The sequence below is a fragment of the Sphingomonas montana genome (assembly GCF_001956315.1).
In the GTDB taxonomy this organism is placed as follows: Bacteria; Pseudomonadota; Alphaproteobacteria; order Sphingomonadales; family Sphingomonadaceae; genus Sphingomonas_R; species Sphingomonas_R montana.
On record NZ_MOLY01000029.1, the window covers coordinates 26,608 to 44,597 of the forward strand.

General features: G+C 65.4%; 15 protein-coding genes. 6 read left to right on the forward strand and 9 right to left on the reverse strand.

Annotated features, from left to right (window positions below):
• Positions 1-62 precede the first annotated feature (62 nt).
• On the forward strand, positions 63-299 hold the full coding sequence (locus BKY59_RS08255) for a DUF3617 domain-containing protein (protein ID WP_076070531.1): 237 nt from the start codon (positions 63-65) through the stop codon (positions 297-299).
• 46 nt (positions 300-345) lie between these two features.
• The gene (locus tag BKY59_RS18220; RefSeq protein WP_276205491.1) at positions 346-480 is read left to right on the forward strand and encodes a hypothetical protein; all 135 of its coding nucleotides are present in this window, start codon (positions 346-348) and stop codon (positions 478-480) included.
• Positions 481-1,001: 521 nt separating this feature from the next.
• Here BKY59_RS18220 and BKY59_RS08260 read toward each other — a convergent pair.
• The 4 genes from BKY59_RS08260 to BKY59_RS08275 all read right to left on the reverse strand — a co-directional run bounded on the left by BKY59_RS08260 (position 1,002) and on the right by BKY59_RS08275 (position 6,186).
• Positions 1,002-2,441 carry a TolC family protein gene (locus BKY59_RS08260; protein WP_076070533.1) on the reverse strand — a complete coding sequence of 480 codons (1,440 nt, stop codon included), beginning with the start codon at positions 2,439-2,441 and terminating at the stop codon, positions 1,002-1,004.
• Positions 2,438-3,469, reverse strand: a complete 1,032-nt coding sequence (locus BKY59_RS08265) for an efflux RND transporter periplasmic adaptor subunit (protein ID WP_420822086.1) — start codon at positions 3,467-3,469, stop codon at positions 2,438-2,440. The genes BKY59_RS08260 and BKY59_RS08265 overlap by 4 nt, the downstream gene beginning before the upstream one ends.
• Positions 3,470-3,500: 31 nt before the next feature.
• The gene (locus tag BKY59_RS08270; RefSeq protein ID WP_076070622.1) at positions 3,501-5,192 is read right to left on the reverse strand and encodes an ABC transporter transmembrane domain-containing protein; all 1,692 of its coding nucleotides are present in this window, start codon (positions 5,190-5,192) and stop codon (positions 3,501-3,503) included.
• A 94-nt stretch (positions 5,193-5,286) separates the two neighbouring features.
• Positions 5,287-6,186: a hydrogen peroxide-inducible genes activator gene (locus BKY59_RS08275; protein WP_076070537.1), complete on the reverse strand. Its 900-nt coding sequence runs from the start codon at positions 6,184-6,186 to the stop codon at positions 5,287-5,289.
• A 212-nt stretch (positions 6,187-6,398) separates the two neighbouring features.
• On the opposite strand from BKY59_RS08275, the gene BKY59_RS08280 reads away from it, so the two are divergent.
• From BKY59_RS08280 to BKY59_RS08295, 4 genes are all read left to right on the forward strand, one after another.
• On the forward strand, positions 6,399-6,956 hold the full coding sequence (locus BKY59_RS08280; RefSeq protein ID WP_240500029.1) for a DUF2946 family protein: 558 nt from the start codon (positions 6,399-6,401) through the stop codon (positions 6,954-6,956).
• Positions 6,957-7,042: 86 nt separating this feature from the next.
• Positions 7,043-9,256, forward strand: a complete 2,214-nt coding sequence (locus tag BKY59_RS08285; RefSeq protein WP_076070538.1) for a TonB-dependent receptor — start codon at positions 7,043-7,045, stop codon at positions 9,254-9,256.
• A 2-nt stretch (positions 9,257-9,258) separates the two neighbouring features.
• Complete coding sequence (locus tag BKY59_RS08290; protein ID WP_076070540.1) at positions 9,259-10,380, forward strand: PepSY-associated TM helix domain-containing protein; 1,122 nt, start codon at positions 9,259-9,261, stop codon at positions 10,378-10,380.
• A 205-nt stretch (positions 10,381-10,585) separates the two neighbouring features.
• Positions 10,586-11,803: an acyltransferase family protein gene (locus tag BKY59_RS08295; protein ID WP_129586297.1), complete on the forward strand. Its 1,218-nt coding sequence runs from the start codon at positions 10,586-10,588 to the stop codon at positions 11,801-11,803.
• Between the two features lie 157 nt (positions 11,804-11,960).
• On the opposite strand, the gene BKY59_RS08300 is transcribed toward BKY59_RS08295, so the two are convergent.
• The 5 genes from BKY59_RS08300 to BKY59_RS08320 all read right to left on the reverse strand — a co-directional run bounded on the left by BKY59_RS08300 (position 11,961) and on the right by BKY59_RS08320 (position 17,657).
• On the reverse strand, positions 11,961-13,130 hold the full coding sequence (locus BKY59_RS08300) for a VWA domain-containing protein (RefSeq protein WP_076070544.1): 1,170 nt from the start codon (positions 13,128-13,130) through the stop codon (positions 11,961-11,963).
• Complete coding sequence (locus tag BKY59_RS08305; RefSeq protein WP_276205494.1) at positions 13,127-14,611, reverse strand: DUF5682 family protein; 1,485 nt, start codon at positions 14,609-14,611, stop codon at positions 13,127-13,129. The genes BKY59_RS08300 and BKY59_RS08305 overlap by 4 nt, the downstream gene beginning before the upstream one ends.
• A gap of 354 nt (positions 14,612-14,965) precedes the next feature.
• The gene (locus tag BKY59_RS08310) at positions 14,966-16,216 is read right to left on the reverse strand and encodes an arsenic transporter (protein WP_076070546.1); all 1,251 of its coding nucleotides are present in this window, start codon (positions 16,214-16,216) and stop codon (positions 14,966-14,968) included.
• A complete protein-coding gene (locus BKY59_RS08315) occupies positions 16,213-16,410 on the reverse strand; it encodes a hypothetical protein (protein WP_076070547.1) in 198 nt (65 codons plus the stop codon). The genes BKY59_RS08310 and BKY59_RS08315 overlap by 4 nt, the downstream gene beginning before the upstream one ends.
• Positions 16,407-17,657: an MFS transporter gene (locus BKY59_RS08320; protein WP_083671980.1), complete on the reverse strand. Its 1,251-nt coding sequence runs from the start codon at positions 17,655-17,657 to the stop codon at positions 16,407-16,409. Before BKY59_RS08320 ends, BKY59_RS08315 begins: the two co-directional genes overlap by 4 nt.
• Positions 17,658-17,990: the final 333 nt, after the last annotated feature.

Here is a 17,990-nt window from a genome sequence, read left to right on the forward strand (position 1 = left end):
GGATTGCAATATCGTATCCGAAGTTGCGAGAACGTGACGGGTCGGCGCGCTATGATTTCGAGATGGGCGGCGGCAGGATGGACGGTACCTTGGTCTGCAAGAACATGCCCGGCATGCCGTCCGGCGAGATGCGCGCCTCGATGTCGGGCAAGTTCGCCAGCACTAGCTATGATGTCGTGAGCGAGGCGACGATCGACATGCCGGCGATGGGCGGTGCTCAAAAGGGCGGCAAGTTCATTACGAAGACCCAAGTTCCCGGCAAACGTCTTGGTGCCTGCGACGCGCCGAAGGCGGGTTGATGTCCTGAGAGCGGTCGATCTTGGACATTTACGGCCCATCCTATGCGTGGTCGGGTTCGCGCTGATCGCATCGTGGTTCGTCACGGTGGTCTTCACGCCCTATACGGGCGTGGACATGCTGCCCGGCATCAAGCCCATCGAAGGTGACCATGCCGCGATCCACCGGACGTGCGATAAATAGGGATGCGGCCTGATCGGCTGGGCGGTCGGCAGCCAACTGCTGCTCGCCACGCTGGCTTCATTCATGAGCGTCGGCCCGGGAATGGCGCGGGTGAAGGGCCAGTTCTTTTCCGCCTCCGACCGGCTCGCTCCTTAACGGTTTGGCGATACCATGCTGACCGGTAGCGAGGGTCAGCGCGTACTGGTTAGCCAGCCCGGCAAGCTCGAAGTCCGCATGGAGGATCCGATACGGACTTGCCACCGATCTAAGTGTTGTAGTTTGCGATTATGCCGCCAAATACCAAACATTGCATAGACCCGCCGTCGGAGAGACTACGCAAGGAATTCAAGAACTTCTGTGGTCTCGACCTAAGCAAACGTCAAAACAAAAGAAGTGCAACGTCAAATATCGTCTTACGACTTAAATGCTCTAAATCTTAGTTAGGACATAATCTGCGCAGAGGTCATGTTTTAGTCCGTTTCGATTGGCCCGACGTAGGGTTTTCTATCCTTTCATCCAACGCAGGTACGCGCTCGTGCCTTTTACCTCACCAGACGAAGTGACGCGCGATCGGCGGTGGCGGCGGCGAGTTCGGCGCGGGCGGAGGCGATCCGGGCCTGCGCGTCGATAAGCCGGACGCGGGCGTCGGTCGCGGTCTCTTCGCGTTGATTGACCAGGAAGAAGTCACCCGATCCGAGTTCGAAGCGGCGTCGCTCGGCGGCTGCAAGGCGGTCGGCCAGACGGCGTTCCTCGTCCGCGATCGCGGCCAGGCGCTCGCTCGCATCGACCGCGATGACGATACCGTCGACCTCCACGGCGATCTGGTCGCGCAGGAAGCGGCTGCGCTGGTTCAGCGCATCGATCTCGGCACGCGCTTCGGCGATCCGGCCCTTGGCCGCGCGGTTCTGCAACGGCACGCTGAAGCGGAAACCGATCGTCGCCTCGAGCGGCGTACGCGTCGGGCCGCCCAGGCCGACCGCGCCGAGGTCCTTGCCGACGTCGCCGCGCAGATCGAGCCGCGGCGAAAGTTCGTTCTCGGCCAGCATGAGCCGCGCGGTCGACTGGTCGATCCGCGTCAGGATCGCGCGGTAGTCCGGCCGCGCGACGGGCGCTGCGATCGGCGAGGCGGTCGCGAGGCCAGCGAGCGGCGTCGCGTCGGGCGGGAGCCGATCGGCCGAGACGAGCAGCGGTGCGCCATCGCCATCCCGCAGATACAGCGACAGCGCATTGGCGGCGGTCGCGAGATCCTGCTCCGCCCGGACGACCAATGCGCGACGCCGAACGAGATTCTGGTCGTTCTCGGTCAGCAATATCCCGGGCCGGGCACCGAGTTCGACCAGCCGGCCGATTGCGCCGCGACGACGCTCGGCAAGGTCCAGCAGTTCGCGGTAGGCGCGCAATCGCAATCCGGCCGCGACCCAGGTCTGATAGGCGTCGACCGCGCGCCGCTGCACACCGATCGCGACCATTTCGCCTTCGAACTTCGCGACGTCGATATCGCCGCCGGCCAGCGTCCGGCGCGTGCGGCGTTCGTCGATGACCCGGTCGCGGAGCAGCGCGAACAGCGCACCGACCTTCGCCTCGCCGGCGCGATTGGTATAGGCCTGATCTTCGTAGACCGGGAACGTGCCCCGCGATGCGCGGTAGTTGCCGTAGACATAGCCGCCGTTGCCGGTCAGCGGGCGGGTCGCGCGCCCTTCGATCACGGTGCCGTCATAATAGCCGGCGATCCGCGACTTGCTGTCGGTATCGAACACGGTGTCGAACGCCCCCTCGGCCGACAGCGAACGGCCTTCCGCCTGCCGGACGCGCGCCAGAGCCTCGACGATCTGCGGCGCGGACCGAGCCGAGGAGCGCAGCACCTCGTCCAGCGTGAGCGGGCTCGCCTCGGGCGAACGCACGGCCGGCGTGCTCGCCGGTCCCTGTGCGACGACGGGGAGGGGGGAGAGGGCGACGAGCGAACCGAGCAGGAGGCGGATCATTTCTTCGCTCCCTCGTCTTCGGTCGCCTTCGGTGCCGCCGCCTTCGCATCCTCCTTGGCCGGCGCGGCCGGACGGCGCCCGAACTCCAGCGGGAAATCGTTGAGCTGACGCCAGAGTTCGTAGCCGACCAGCACCGTCTCGCCCTGCACCCAACCGCGCACCTTGCCGCCGGGGCGGGCAAATTCGCGGGCGGGCCAGGCCGGTTTGCCCGGGTGCGGCTCGACCAGGATGCGGAACAGCCCGTCGGGCGTGGCATTGGGATCAATCGTGCGGACACGGCCGTCGAACATGCCTTGCGCGACGGACGGCCAGCCGCTGAACTGGATCGCCGGCCAGCCTTCGAATTCCAGCCGGACCGGTCGGCCGGCGCGCAGCAGCGGCACGTCGCGGCCGTCGATGAACAGTTCGACCGCGCGTTCGACGCGTTCGGGGGCGATAACGGCCAACACCGTGCCCGGCGAGACCATCGCGCCGCCGGTCGCCGCGTTCAGTTGCTGGACACGACCGTCGCGGGGCGCGCGGACCATCTGGGCGGACTGGCGGTTGAGCTGAATGTCGATCCGGTTGAGCTTCGCCCGCGCCTCGGCGAGTTTGGCACCCGCATCGGCGACCTTGATCTGGGTCTGCTCGTAATCGCGCCGTGCGGCCAGTCCTTCGGCGAACAGCTGCGCGGTACGCGACACGTCGATCCCGGCGACGGCCCGGCTCTGCTGCACGGCCGCGATCTCCGCCTGCACCTGCGCCCGTTCGGCCGCCAGGCGCGACAACAGGTCGGGGTCGAGATCGACCACGCGCGCGATCGGATCGCCCTTGGCGACATGCTGGCCGTCATGGACATACCAGCGCTCGACCCGGCCGGGTACGAACGCGGTGACCTGCTGCTGCCGGTCGTCCGGGTCGAGAGCCACGACCTGGCCGGTGCCGCTCGCGGTCTGCACCCAGGGGACCAGCGCCATGATCGCACCCGCCGTCGAAACGCCGATCAGCAGCATCCACGCCAGCGCGGTCGCGACGCGGGGTGGTCGCATGGCCGCCAGGGTGGTGAAATGTACCGAGTGATCAGACCGTGACGGCATCGTTCGCCTCCTTCCGCATGGCGGCGATCAACGCCTCGCGCGTGTCGAACCGTCCCTGTCGACGCAGGTCGAGCTGGAACCAGCCATCGAGGCTGATGTCCTCGGGCCGGCCGGTGCACAGCAGGGTGGTGGTCTGTGCGGCCTTCAACTGGCGCAGCACGTCGGCAAGCCGATCGGCCGGAACCAGATCGAACAGTTGCGACAGCATGAGCACCCGCGGCCGGACCAGCAGCGCCTTCGCCAGCTTCAGGGCGATCACCTCGGCGATCGACAGCGGGAAACCCGATGCAGCCAGCGGCGTATCGAGCCCGAGCGGCAGCCGCGCGATGGTGTTGCGCAGCCCGACCGTCGTCAGCGCGTACAGCACCGTCCCGGGCAGCGAACCCTCGTCGGCCAGCGTCAGATATTCGCGGATCGTGACCTCGACGATGCTCGGGCGGTCGAGCACCATGATCTCGGACCGCAGCCGATAGCTGTCGAACGTCGCCATGTCGGCGTTGCCGACCGTGACGAGCCCGCGCTCCGGAATGATGTGGCGCTTCAGCACCATCGCCAGCAACCGCTCGGCCCCCCCGTCGGACAGCGTGACGAGCTGCTCGCCCGCCGTCAGGCTGAAATCGAAACGCGCCTGCTCGATCTCGACCCCGGACAGCTGGACCGCACCGTCGGCGGGTGCCTGGCCCGCGCGCGCGACCGCCGGCTCCTGCGCCACCGCGAACAGCAGCGACAGCTCCTCCGCACTCGCGATCAGGTCGTACAGCGTGTCGAGATACCAGCCGAGTTGCGAGATGCCGTAGAACACGCCGCTCAGGATCAGTTCGGCGGCGACCAGTTGCCCGATCGACAGTTCCCCGCGGAGGATCAGGTTGCCACCAAGCGCCAGCAGCGCGGCACTGGCAAAGGCGTAGAGCAGCAGGAAGGCGACCGTCTGCGCGAAACTGTAGCGGAAATAGCGGCGATGCCGATCGACATAGGTCGCCGTCACGGCCTCGGATCGGTCCATCGCGAAATCGAGATGCCGGCTTGATTTGTAGAAGCCGTTCGACGCGCCGACGCTCTCCAGCCAGCGCGCGGCGTCGTGCTTGGCATGGCTGAGCGCGACCGCGGACCGGATCGACCCGCGCGACCAGATCAGCCAGATCGCGAGAACGAGCACCACCAGCAGCGCGTTGAACGCCAGGAAGAACGGATGGTAGAAACTGGTGACGACCAGCCCGACCGCGGACTGCAACAGGATCGTGAAGCCGCCGATGATCAGGCTTGGCACCGCCTTCTGCACGACGACGAGGTCGAAGTAGCGGTTGAAGAGGTCGCCCCGGCTCTGATCGGCGAAGAACGGATTCTGCGCGTGGATCGCGCGCGTCGTGACCTCGGACACGACCCGCGCGAAGACGTGCCGCTCGAACAACGCCATGATCCAGAACCGCATCGCGCTGAGCCCGGCGACGAACAGCAGCAGCAGGAGCAGCAGCCCGGCCAGCGTCCAGAGCGGCGCCGGCAGCGCGGTGTTGGCCACATTGTTGATCAGCAGCTGGACCGAGATCGGGGTTGCCAGCGACAGGAGGCTGATCGCGACGCCGTAGACCGCGGCCAGGCGGATGTAGGGCATGTCGGGACCGACGATCTGGCCGAGCCAGCCGCTTGCTTCACGCCATCCGAGCCGTTCGCCTGCCACTTGCATCATCCACCGTCATTGCAACGATGCCCCCAATCGACGATCTGCGTCATTGACACAATATGGCGCGGGCTATGTATCCTATAGGATTGGCCTATGTCGCCACGGCGCGCAGCATCTCCGCGATCAGGTGGTAGGCAGGTGCGCGGCCCGCGCCGACACGCCACAACAGGCCGATCTCGCGGTAATAGCGGCCACCCTTGATCGGCCGCACGACCACGTCGCCGCCGTCGCGGACTTCCTGCCGGACATAGAGTTCGGGCAGCAGCGCGAGGCCCATTCCCATCCCAGCCATCTGGCGGATGGCGTCCAGGCTGGTGCCTTCGTAATCGTTCAGCATGTTTGCCCCGACATCGACCGCAATCGCCGCGACCTGCTCCGCAAGGCGATATTCCGGCACCAGCGTCAGCAGGTTCTGGCCGTGCAGGTCGCCCGCCGCGATCTCCGTTTTCGCGCAGAGTGGGTGATCGGTCGCCATCGCCAGCCAGAGCGCATCGCGGAACAGCCGTTCGGTGTGAAACGCACGGCCGACGACCGGCAGTTGCAGCAGGATCAGGTCATGGTCGCCGGCGGCAAGGCCGTTCGTCAGAAGGGCGGGCAATCCCTCGCGGATGTGCACGCGCAACGTCGGATGTTCGCGGTGCAGACGCGCGACGAGGCTCGGCAACAGATATGCCCCCAGCGTCGGGGACACGCCAAGCCGGATCGTGCCGACCAGCGCGTCCTCGGACGCCGCGCGGATCGCCTCCAGTTCCGTCAGATCGAGCAGGATCCGCTTGGCCCCCTTCAACGCCTCGCGACCGAGCGGGGTCAGGATAGCCGGGCCGCTCCGCTCGACCAACGGCGCCCCGATGACCAGTTCCAGGCTGCGGATCTGCTGCGACAACGAGGGTTGCGATATGCCCAGGCGTTCGGCGGCGCGGGTAAAGCTCGCCGTTTCGGCAAGGGCCGCGAGGTAACTTAGCTGACGGGTCGTGATCCGGGGGCGATGCATCCTGCCAGCTATCGCCTCAAAGGCGGGCGGTCGCAGCTAAATTCGGAGGCAGCCGACCGGCCCGGTCCGCCTGGTCTGTTCGGGAAGGACAGGCCGCTATCAGGAAAATTTGGCAAGGGAGCAATTTGGCTCCTTCCTCGTCTTGAACGCCGATCGACCTCCTCGTCGTCGACCAGAGTTTCCGGTTGTTTCCGGTCGAAAACGGCGTTTGCATGCGCATGCTGTACGGCGACGTTCTGATCGCGCTATTCGTCATGGCCGAGAGCCCGGCTTTCTCAAAGACAATGGTCTTTCGGGAAAGCGGGAGCGAGGCGGAATGTCCAAGTGACACCACCCGCCTCCACGAGTATCCGGTCATCGTGCAGACCATCCGGCGTCTTCTGGCGCAACGCCATCTTGCCGTACTGATCTGTGCGGCTACGCTGTTGCTGAAACTGCTGGTCCCGACCGGCTACATGATTGCCAGCGATCACGGCCGGTTCGCCCTCACGATCTGCTCGGGCACAGCCCCCGCGGCGGCGACGATGGACATGCCCGGGATGCACGGCGACATGCCCGACCACCGCAAGCCGAAGGATCACGGCAAGGCGGAAATGCCCTGTGCGTTTTCCGGACTGTCGGCGGCCATCCTGGGTCCGATCGACCCTATCCAGCTTGCTGCGCTGATCGCCTTCGTACTGGCCATCGGTCTGACGGCGACCGTTCCGCCGGCCCCGTCGCAGCCGGCGTTCCTGCGACCACCCTTGCGCGGCCCACCAATCTACCTCTGACCTGTGATTCCGCGACGCCTTACGCGACGCGTCCATGAACTGCGGCTTGGTGCACGTCACGTGCCCGGCCAGTCGAAGGTATATCCATGATCCGAACGTATTTGCTGGCCGGCGCTGCCGTGCCGTGCCTGCTGCTGGCGTTCCCGGCCGGCGCACAGAGCCGCGACACTAACGACGAACGAACCGACGCGACGATCGTCGTTACCGGCCAGCGTGATCCGCTCAAGCTGAACGACCAGGCCCAAGCCGGCAGCCGGCTCGGCCTGACGATCCGGGAAACACCGGCGAGCATCGAGGTGCTGACACAGAACGAGCTGCAGGTACGGGGCCTGCGTACCGCGCGCGAGACGTTCAACGATGTGGTGGGTGCCATTGCCGGCAACGTGCCGGGCAATCCCGCCGTCGTCTCGTTGCGTGGTTTCGCCGGCAACACCGTCTCGATCCTTCAGGACGGGGTACGGGTGTCGGCGTCGACCGTCGTCCAGCGTGACAGCAACAACTGGCACTATGATCGGATTGAGGTGCTGAAGGGACCGGCGTCGGTCCTGTATGGCGAAGGGGCATTGGCTGGTGTCATCAACAAGGTGACGCGCAAGCCGGTCCTGGGCGAACGCCACCTCGATACGCTGCTGTCGGTCGGCAGCTTCGACACGGTGTTCGCCGCCGGCGGGGTCAACCTGCCGGTATCATCCACGATCGCGGTACGGGCGGACGCCAGCTACCAGCGGTCGGACAGCCTCTACGACGTGGACAACAACGACACCTTCTCGGCCGGGCTGACCGCGAGCGCGCTATGGAAGCCGAGCGACCGCCTGTCGCTGCTCGTCGCGGTCGATCATTTCGAGGATCGCTACGACGCAACCTATCAGGGTCTGCCGCTGATCCCCAGCCAATACGCCCTGCGTCGGACCGATGCGGTAACGAGCGCGAACGGCCTGGTCGCCGATCGTGCCCTGCGACGCCGCAACTACAATCCCCAAGGGGCCTATTCCGGTGCCGACGAGACCACGGTGCGCTCACGGCTCGACTGGTCGATCGGCAGCGGGTGGACCTTCGCGCTCGACCTGACCGGCTATACCGCGAAACGTGCGTTCCTGCTGGCGGACAGCCAGACCTTCGTCGCGCCCACTGCGGTGTTTCCGAACGGCAGCTTCCGCCAGACCTATCAGGATTTCCGGCACGATCACCAGTTCTGGAACGCGCGCGGGGTGATCGGCAACGACAGCGTCATCGCGGGTCTGCAAAACCGTTTCAGCCTGGGGGTCGAGCATAACGACACGGATTTCGCCAGCCTGCGCCAGACCGCGCCCACTTCAGCCTTACCGGCGGTCGACGTGCGCGGCCCAGCGATCGTACCCCTGCCCATGGGGACCGCCATCTTCACCGCCGGCAACGTCACTTTCGACTCCAAGCTCAAACAGACCTCGGTTTTCGCTGAGGACGCGCTCAACCTGACCCCCAAGTGGCTGCTCGTTGGCGGGGTGCGCTGGGACCACATGGAGCTGGACCGGACGACGATCCAGAATGTGGGCGGCGCGGCCGATCGCAACACCCCGACTTTCAACCCCCTATCCTGGCGGGCGGGTACGACATGGGCCGTGACACCGGGCGTGACGCTCTACGCGCAATCCACGACGGCCGTCTCGCCGGTGTCCTCGATCCTGCTGGCCTCGATCGCGAACAGCCGGTTCCGGCTGACCAAGGGCCGCGCCTACGAGGCCGGGTTCAAGGCAAGCGCATGGGGCGGACGGGCAAGCGTCACGGGGGCCGCCTACCGCATCGAACAGCGGGATATCCTGACCCGCGACCCGACCAACCCGGCCTTGGCCGTGCAGGGTGGCCGGCAATCCTCGCAGGGTGTCGAGCTGTCCGGCGTCGTCTCTCCGATGAAGGCGCTGCGCATCTCGGGCGGCATATCCTACACCGATGCGCGATATGACGCGCTGTCCGAACTGGTGGGGGGCGTGCGGATCGACCGGAGCGGTAACCGGCCGATCAACGTCCCCTCCACGACGGTCAATGCTTCGGCGCTCTATACGGTCGCCGAGAAGGTGACGTTGGGTGCCTTCCTGCGCCACGCCAGCGCATTCTATACGGACACGGCGAACACCATCCGGGTCGCGGGCCATACCGTGCTGGATGCCAGCCTGTCGGTGCCAGTTGCCCCGCAGGCGACCCTCACGCTGCGCGGGCGGAACCTGACGGACGCCTTCTATGGTGAATATTCCGGCTATCCGGCCACCAACGTTTATATCGGCGCACCACGATCGTTCGAGGTCGCGCTGGCGACGCGGTTCTGAGCATGGCCGGGCGTCAGCGATCGGCAGCCTCACGCGCGCGTATTCTCGTGCGTCGTGTCCATCTGTGGCTGGGGTTGAGCCTCGGGCTGCTGTTCGCAGTGCTGGGCCTCACCGGGTCGGCGCTGGTCTTCTACACCGGCATCGACACGGTACTTCATCCTGCAATCCAGACCGGGCGCAACGATCCTCCGCTCAAACTGAACGCACCCGCATGGGATCGCGCGCTGGAAACCGGCCGCGCGCGCTGGCACGACGCGGGCGGCAAGTGGACGCTTGAGTTAACGGGTGAGGGTGGTGCCATCCCGGCGCGCTACTATCCGGCACCCGGCCACCACGGCGACCGGATGATGGTCTGGTTCTCGGCCGATGGCACGCGGATCGTCCGTGCCGAACCGTGGGGCGGTTATCTTATGAGCTGGCTCTACCAGCTCCATATGGCACTCCTGGCCGGGGATATCGGCGGTCAGGTGGTAGGCTGGTCCGGGGTGGCGATACTGCTGCTGCTGGTCAGCGGCGTGGTGGCTTGGTGGCCACGCGGAAGCTGGCGCAAGGCGCTCGCCTTCAAGCGCGACGCCGCGCCGATCCGTCGCCTGCGCGATCTCCACAAGTTGTCCGGTCTGTGGAGCATGGTGCTGTTGCTGGTTCTCGCGGCGACCGGCGTGCTGCTCGCGCTACCCGCTGTCACGCAGGCGCTGTTGACGCCTGCGACCATCCCCACGCCGAAGTCGGCGAGTGGGGGCAAGCGCCAAGTCGCGATTGTCCAGGCGCTCGACGCCGCGCACCGGGTCTTGCCGAGCGGTCGCATCGTCTTCATCGATATGCCGAACGCCGGCGATGCACCGATCCGGGTTCGGTTGCAGGTGCCCGGCGATCCGCACCGACGCTTCTCTGGCAGCTACGTGTTTATCGACCAGCTCTCCGGTCATGTTCTGGCCGTGCATGATGTTCGCCGGGCTGGCACCGGAACCACCCTGGCGAGCTGGGTTCGCGCGCTGCACGACGGTACGGTTGGCGGGATGGCAACACGTATCCTGGCGGTGTTGATCGGCTTCGTCCCGACGATCCTCTTTGCTACCGGCGTTCTCCACTGGATGCGACGACATAAGGCTGCCCGCGCTAGCTGATCGAGAGAGGACAGTTTCGGGAGGTTCGCCGCGCTATAAAAAGGGGTCCTGTGCGGGACGCCGAACATGGCGCGAGGGCATTTGCAAGAATCGCAACTGCCCTATCCCGCAGCTCGCTTCCAGTCAGTTCGCCGGATCATCCTATGAATTGGCGTTCATATGTAATAGCTGGTTTCATCAGCGATAAAAAGGTGGAGAGGCTTCGGTGCGGACGATCGATGCGGAAAATTTATCGGTCTCGGGGAACGCCACAAGGCCGCCGTCCATAAGTGAGACGCCGACGACGAATTCGCCAATGCGGTATTACCGACCCGAACTGGACGTTCTTCGCTTTTTGGCGTTCATTTTCGTGTTCATCACGCACCGTAATGACCTTGCGCCAATCGACCAGGTGGCGCACCCCTTCTACCATGCTTTCACGATGACCGGCGTCTATGGCGTGCCGGTTTTCTTCTTGCTGAGCGCCTTCCTGATCAGCGAGTTGCTACAGCGCGAGCGCGATGCGACAGGCCGTATCGACGCTAAGGCATTTTACATTCGTCGCATATTGCGTATCTGGCCGCTGTATTTCCTGGTCTTTTTCGGTCTGATGCTCATCGGCTGGTTGATCCTGCCCGGAGCGGGCGTCGATACGGTCGGGAAGATCGTCGCGTTCATGGCCTTTGCCGGCAATTGGTACATTACATTCAACGGCTGGATCGAATATCCTGTCAATCCGATGTGGAGCCTGTCGGTCGAGGAGCAATTCTACATTGCGATCCCGTTCCTGGCGATGCTTGGACGACGGGCGCTAATGATCGTGAACATCATGGTTCTCGCCGTCGCCTACGCGGTGATCACATGGTATGCGAGCGGTTTCACGCCGACGTCCGAGTTCAGTGGGCAGTGGACCAACAGTTTCGTCCAGTTCCAGTTCTTTGCCGGCGGGATGCTGTTATCGCTCGGCTTGCGCGGGCGACGCCCCGACTGGCCGATGCCGGTCCGAGTCCTGCTGTTCGCGACGGCGATCGGCATGTGGCTGATTGCGTTCAGTGTGTTCGGGATCAAGGCCGATTGGCCGCGTTCCACTATCGGGCAAAGCTTGGCAGGCTGGTCGCTGTTGCTGGGTGGCGCCGCGCTGATGCTAGTCAGCATGCTGGGAATGCCGGAACGATACCTGCCTCGTACCCTCATTCATTTTGGGCGGATATCGTATGGTATGTATCTCATCCATATCTTCTTCTTCTGGATCGTCTACGACAAGGCGCGGCCGTGGCTGAGCCGCCTGACTGAGCAGGCCGGCATCCCCGGATGGCGGGACAATATCGGGATGGCCTTGGCATTCGCAGCGACGGTCACTGTCGCCGGACTACTCTACCGCTACTATGAAATGCCGTTCCTCAGGCTCAAGCGGCGGTTCACGAGAGTTCCGTCTCGCGATTGATCCGTTGCCAGGAACAGTAGAAAACTACCGTCTTACACTTCGCAATTCGACCTGCCGCCGGACGTCCATTCTTTCCCGAGAGCGAACCATAGCGGAACAGTGGCACCCATCGAATGCCTGCGTTTGAACGCGGGAACTGCCGATCCCGCATATGCACTTAACCTGACCGGATCAGCTTGATGTCCTGGTCCGCCGCCCAGGCGGCGATGTCTTCTCGCCGCAGTGCCGTCGCCATCAGGTCCGGAAACTGATCGGGAGTGCAGGCGAAAACCGGCACGCCGAGCGCGGCGACCTTGCCCGAAAGTGCCGGATCATAGGCCGGCCGCCCGGTATCGGTCAGCGCCAGCAGCACGATCACGTTGACGCCGATCGCCTTCAACCGCGCAAGTCGGTCGACGAGCGCATGCGCGTCGCCGCCTTCGTAGAGATCGGTGATCAGGATCAGGTGCGCCTTGGACGGCCGCTCGATCCGGTCCTCGCAATAGGCGACCGCACGGTTGATATCGGTGCCGCCGCCCAGCTGGATGCCGAACAGCACTTCGACCGGATCGGCCAGTTCCTCGGTAAGATCGACGATCGCGGTGTCGAAGCAGACGAGCTTGGTCGCGACCACCGGGAGCGATGCCATCACCGCCGCGAAGATCGAGGCATAGACGACCGAAGGCGGCATCGATCCCGACTGGTCCACGCACAGCACGACTTCGTCGAGATCGACGATGCGGCGCTGCTGGCGCATGAAGCCGATCAGTTTCTCGGGCACGATCGTGCGATGCTCGGCCTGATAGTGGCGCAGGTTGGCCTGGATCGTCCGTGGCCAGTCGATGTCGGCGAAGCGCGGGCGGAAGGTGCGCTTGGAGCGATCGAGCGCGCCGCGGATCGCCTCGGCTGTCTTGCGTTCCAGCCGCTCCATCAGCTCGGCAACGACCTTGGCGATGACGATCCGCGCCGTCTCGCGCGTCTTTTCCGGCATCACGCTGCGAAGCGCGACCAGATCGGCGACCAGATTGACGTCGGCCTCGACGGTGGCGAGGAATTCGGGTTCAAGCAGCATCTGGCGCAATCCCTTGCGCTCGAACGCGTCCCTCTGGATCACCTGCACCACCGGCGCGGGGAAGAATTCGCGGATATTGCCCAGCCATTTGGCGACGCGCGGCGCCGATCCGCCCAGTCCGCCCTTGCCTTTCTTCGCGCCGTCGTCGCCATCGCCATAGAGTGCGGTCAGTGCTTCGGACATGCGGCGATCGCTGTCGGAAAGCGGTGTTTCGCCGTCTTCCGGTTCGGCGCCGAGCGCGAGCGTCCAGCGACGGCTGCGTTCGTTGTCGCTCATCGGGCCGCTCCCTTCTCGAGCAGGTCGAGCACGCGGACCTGATGCGCGGGCCACAGGTCCGCCGCGCCGGGGAGCAGGCGATAGCCGGTCGGGCCCGACTTACCGCGCCCGAACACCGCGTCGAGCAGCCGCCGCCGTTCGCTGCGGTCCAGCACCGAGAAGACACGGCGGAACAGCGGCAGATTGGTGGTGAAGCTGTCCTCATCGAGCGAAGCCAGCCAGTGGTCCACGGCGTCGCGCAATGGCGCGTCATGGATCAGCCGCTGACCCGCCCCTTCGAGAAAACCTTCGAAGAAACCCGCGGCATCGGCGACCGGGGTGCCCGGCGAGAGCATGCGCCCGAGCAGGATCGCCGCGGCCTCCGCCTCCAGCAGTTCGGCTTCGTAGAGCAGGCGCGCGGCGGCGCCCGCGATGATCCGCGTCGCCTGGGTATCGTCCAGCAGCTTGCCGAGCGCACCGTGCCATTCCGCCATTACCTCCGGATCGAGCCTGGCAAGCTGGATCGCAGTCTCCGCACCCATGATCTGCCCGCGCAGCTTGTCTGCGGCCTGGGCATCGAGGTTTCGCGCGGCGTAGGGCAGGGCGAGCGCGGCCTGCACGACGATGCGCGGCATCAGCGCCGCCAGATGCTCGGCGGTCCCCGCCCGCGCCTCGCCATAGCGGAGGATGTCGGCCATCGGCGGGAGGGCCGCGAGCAATGTCCCGCAATCGCTGGTGAGGGCGGCCTTTTCCTCCAGCGCGGCGATGCCGATCCCGGTCGCCTGCGGCAGGTCCGCGATCATCGCGTCGCGGGTCAGCGCCGCCAATGCGCCGAGATCGGGCTCGGTCTGCATCGCCTCGACGATCCGTCCGCCGGCCGCCTCTGCGATGGTCGCGCCATAGACGAGATTTTCGACCAGCCGCACCGCGAACTCCGGCTCCCAGCAGAGCTGCCAGTTTTTGCGAAAGGTGCCGCGGCTGCGTCCCGCATCGGCCAGCCGGCCCCACGGCACGTCCAGCGCGGTCAGGCGATGCAGCAGGGTCGAGCGCGCCAACCCGCTCTCGCTGCGCAGGTCGAGCGTCAGCGCGCGTTCCAGCGCCTCGGGCTTGAGCCGTGTCGCCTTTTGCTGGCGCTGAAGGTCCTCGAGCAGTGGCGCGAGCGGAGTCGATGCCGGAATGGCACCGACATCGGCGCCGATCAGCAATTCCGCAGCGACATCGTCCCACATCGCGCGCTCGCCGTTGCACAGGCAGGCGATGGCGCTGTCGCGCAGTTCCTCGAAGCCGGGTGCCGGCCGCCCCCGCAATGCCGCCAGCGCGCGGGAGAGCCGCTGGGCCTCGATCGCGGAAGCGGTCGATACGAAATGGCCGCGCTCGCGCAGTACCCGGCAGATCCGCGCCAGCCAGGCGGAATCGCGCGTCTCGTGATCGCCCGATTGCCAGAGATGCGCGTACCAGCCCGGCGCGGCCACGCCCGCGCCATATCCGCTCGCGCGTGCCAGCCGGGGCTATCAGCTCCGTCTCCGTAAATGCGTCAATAGACGATATGCCGTTGCCGCCGCCAGTGATCGGCAGGGGGTCGCAGGCTCCCCTGCCGCAACATGCGACGCATGATGCCGCCCCACTGGTTTCACCCGGCGATCCCATCGAATTTCGGGCGATGGCCATCAGCGAATGCCCGTCCGATCATTCTTGGAAAGCTGCCGACGCATCGCTTGGATCGATCGCCTGATACCATTCCCTGGAATCCATATGAACAAGCGGTCGGAACCGGGAAGCCGAAGACGGTCCGCGAGTATCGCCAATCTGGGTCAATGTTTTCAGTTCTGTGGGTCATTTCGTCTCGAGTGCTACTGTCATCCAAGCAGAAGGCGCGTGCCGAGTGCCGCGGCGAGCGTCAGAGGCATGGCCACCGCGCCGACCTTGAAAAAGCGCCAGAATCCGACATCCCCGCCCTCGCGGCGGATTGCCTGCAGCCACAGGATGGTCGCCAGGCTTCCGGTGATCGACAGGTTCGGACCCAGATCGATGCCGATCAGCAGCCCGTCGACGACCAGCCGTGGCGGCTGCGCCTGTGCCACTGCGGTGCTTGCGACGAGCCCGGCGGGAAGATTGTTCATCAGGTTCGACGCCACCGCCAGGGTCGCCCCCGACACTAGCGACGCCTGGACCGGATCGGCCGACGCTATGCGTAGCGCTTGCGCGACCCAGCCGATCACCCCGGTCAAATCGAACGCTTCGACCAGCACAAACAGTCCCGCGACGAGCGGCAGCACGCTCCACGAAATGTCCTTCAGCAGCGGCAGCGGCGATGACCGCGCAATCGCGCAGACCGCCAGCGTTGTCGTGATCCCCGCGATCATGGTCGGCAAGCCAAGTTCCATGTCGAGCGCGGACACAATCAGCAGGAGGATCGCGGTGGCGACGATGCCGACGAACGCCGCTTTGCCAGCGGTCGTCAGAGGCGTGCGCGCGACGTCGCTGAGGCAGGTGCCGGCAAGCCGTTTGCGCTCGACCCAGCGCAGCACGAGGAATGTGACGAGGATCGATGCCAGCGACGGCAGCCCGAACGAGGCGAACCATTGTCCGAGCGGCGGCATATGCCCCCCGTACAGCACGAGGTTGGCAGGGTTGGATATCGGCAGCACAAAGCTGGCGGCATTGGCGATCAGCGCGCAGGCGAACAGCAGCGGCATCGGATCGGCCCTCGCCTTCCGTGCGGCGGCATAGACCGCGGGCGTCAGCACCACCGCGGTCGCGTCGTTAGAGAGGAAGGTCGTCGTGAAGATTCCGGTCACATAGACCAAGGCGAACAGTCGTGCGGGCGAGCCCCGGGAATGGATCACCGCGGTCGCCGCGACCCAGTCGAACAATCCTTCCGCGCGCGCTACCTCGCTCAGCAGCATCATGCCGATCAGGAAGAGATAAACGTCCATTCCCCTGGCGACCGCGCCGACCGCGGCGGCGAAGGGCATCAGCCCGAACAGCAGCAGCAGTACCGCACCTGCGACCGCCCAGATCGCTTCGGGCCAACGGAATGGTCGTGCGATTACCGCGGCGATGGATGCGGCGCAGATCCCCCAGGTGGCACCGGTCGCCAGGATCACCAGCGCTTGCCGTTCTCGTCGGGACCGAGCTGGCAACCAGGAATGCCGGACGCGGGCCGGGCGCCGATGCCGTAGATGTCGCGGCCCGGCGCGATCGGCAGGCCAACCCGGGGAATGTCGGCCTCGCCACGAACGAGGACGTCGATGACGTCGCGTTCGTTATGGGCCCAGCTCGGCGACGACGTGCCCGTCACCTGCGCGTTTCCGGCATGGCGACGAGATACAGGACGAAGCCCGCAGCGGCGATCCCCGCGAGCGTCAGGAAGCCGGCAGTATAGCCCGCCCACACGATGATTGCCCCGGCGAGCGTTGCCGACAGCGCGGCACCCAATCCGAACACCGCCGAGACGACGCCCTGGCTAACGTTGAAGCGCCCGCTACCCTGAGTCAGGTCGGCGACGATCACCGGGAACAGCGCACCGAAGATGCCCGCACCGATCCCGTCCAGCGCCTGAACCCCGACCAGCCACCATGGATCGTTCGAGACGGTATAGAGCGCACCCCGCGCGGCGAGGAAGGCGAATGCGACAAGGAAGATCGGCTTGGTGCCCCAGCGTTCCGTATTGCGCCCGACGACGATCGCGACCGGCACCATGACCAGCTGCGCCGCGACGATGCAGGCGGCCGTGAGCGAGGTCGCCTTATCGGTGCCGACGGTGCGGCTGAGCAGCTGGCTGACCGAGGTCAGCATCGCCGCGTTCGACAGGTGGAACGTGAACGCAACCGCCGCGAAGATCATCAGCGCGCGGTTCTCCAGCAGCGTCTTCCAACCGCTCGGCTCCTCGCAGCCTTCTGCGGGCTCGCAGTCGAGGCCGCGCGCGACGGCATTGTCGATGTCCTTCTCATCGATCCGCATCGACACGATGACGCTCGCGATGGTCAGCCCCGCCATTAGCCAGAACACGACCACCGGGCCGAACTTCCACGCCAGCACGCCGGCAAGTGCTGCCGAGACCGCGTTGCCTGCATGATTGAACGCCTCGTTACGGCCGACGCGCTTGGCGAACATCTTTGGCCCGACGAGCCCCAGCGAGATTGCCAAGATCGCAGGGGCAAACAGCGCACCAGCCGCCGCCGCGATCGACTGGGTAATTGTCACCATCGTGAAGCCGGAGACGACCGGCAGCGACAGACTGCTCAACGTCACCAGCAATGCGGCCACGATCACGATCCGCGGCTTGTTCTTCGCGCGATCGATCAGCCCGCCCGCCGGCGTCTGCGAGAGCAGCCCGACTATCCCGGCGATGGTCAATACCATCCCCACGGTCGCCTCGTTCCAGCCATGCGAAGGCCCGCGCACGACCAGCAGGTAAATGGCGAGATAGGGACCTAGCCCGTCGCGGACGTCGGCCAGAAAGAAGTTCAGCGCATCCAGCGTGCGCGTTGCCGGCGGGTGGTCGGGAAAGCTCGCTCGGCCCGGGGTAGCTGCCACAGGGGCCATTCACGTTCTCCAGGATAGACTTGAGCGGATGAACTCCGCAGTCGCTTTAGAGCGGTCGAGCGACGCGAGGCTGAACGGAATTGTTCAGTTTCGGTTTCCTGATTGTTACGAAATGTTTCCGCGCGAAGTGAAGGGCGGTCCTGCCTGAACAAGTGTCCGCTTAAGGACGCGTCGTTATCTTACACAGATGTCGACAAATGAGTCGGTGTTGCCGTGAGCCGGATCAACGGTGGGCGGGGCGGAGGATGGCACCGAACTGAAAAGGTCGTTGTCCGGCAACGTCTCGACGATGGCGTCCGGCTCGGTGTCACCTTCGATCAATCTTTGCGAGGA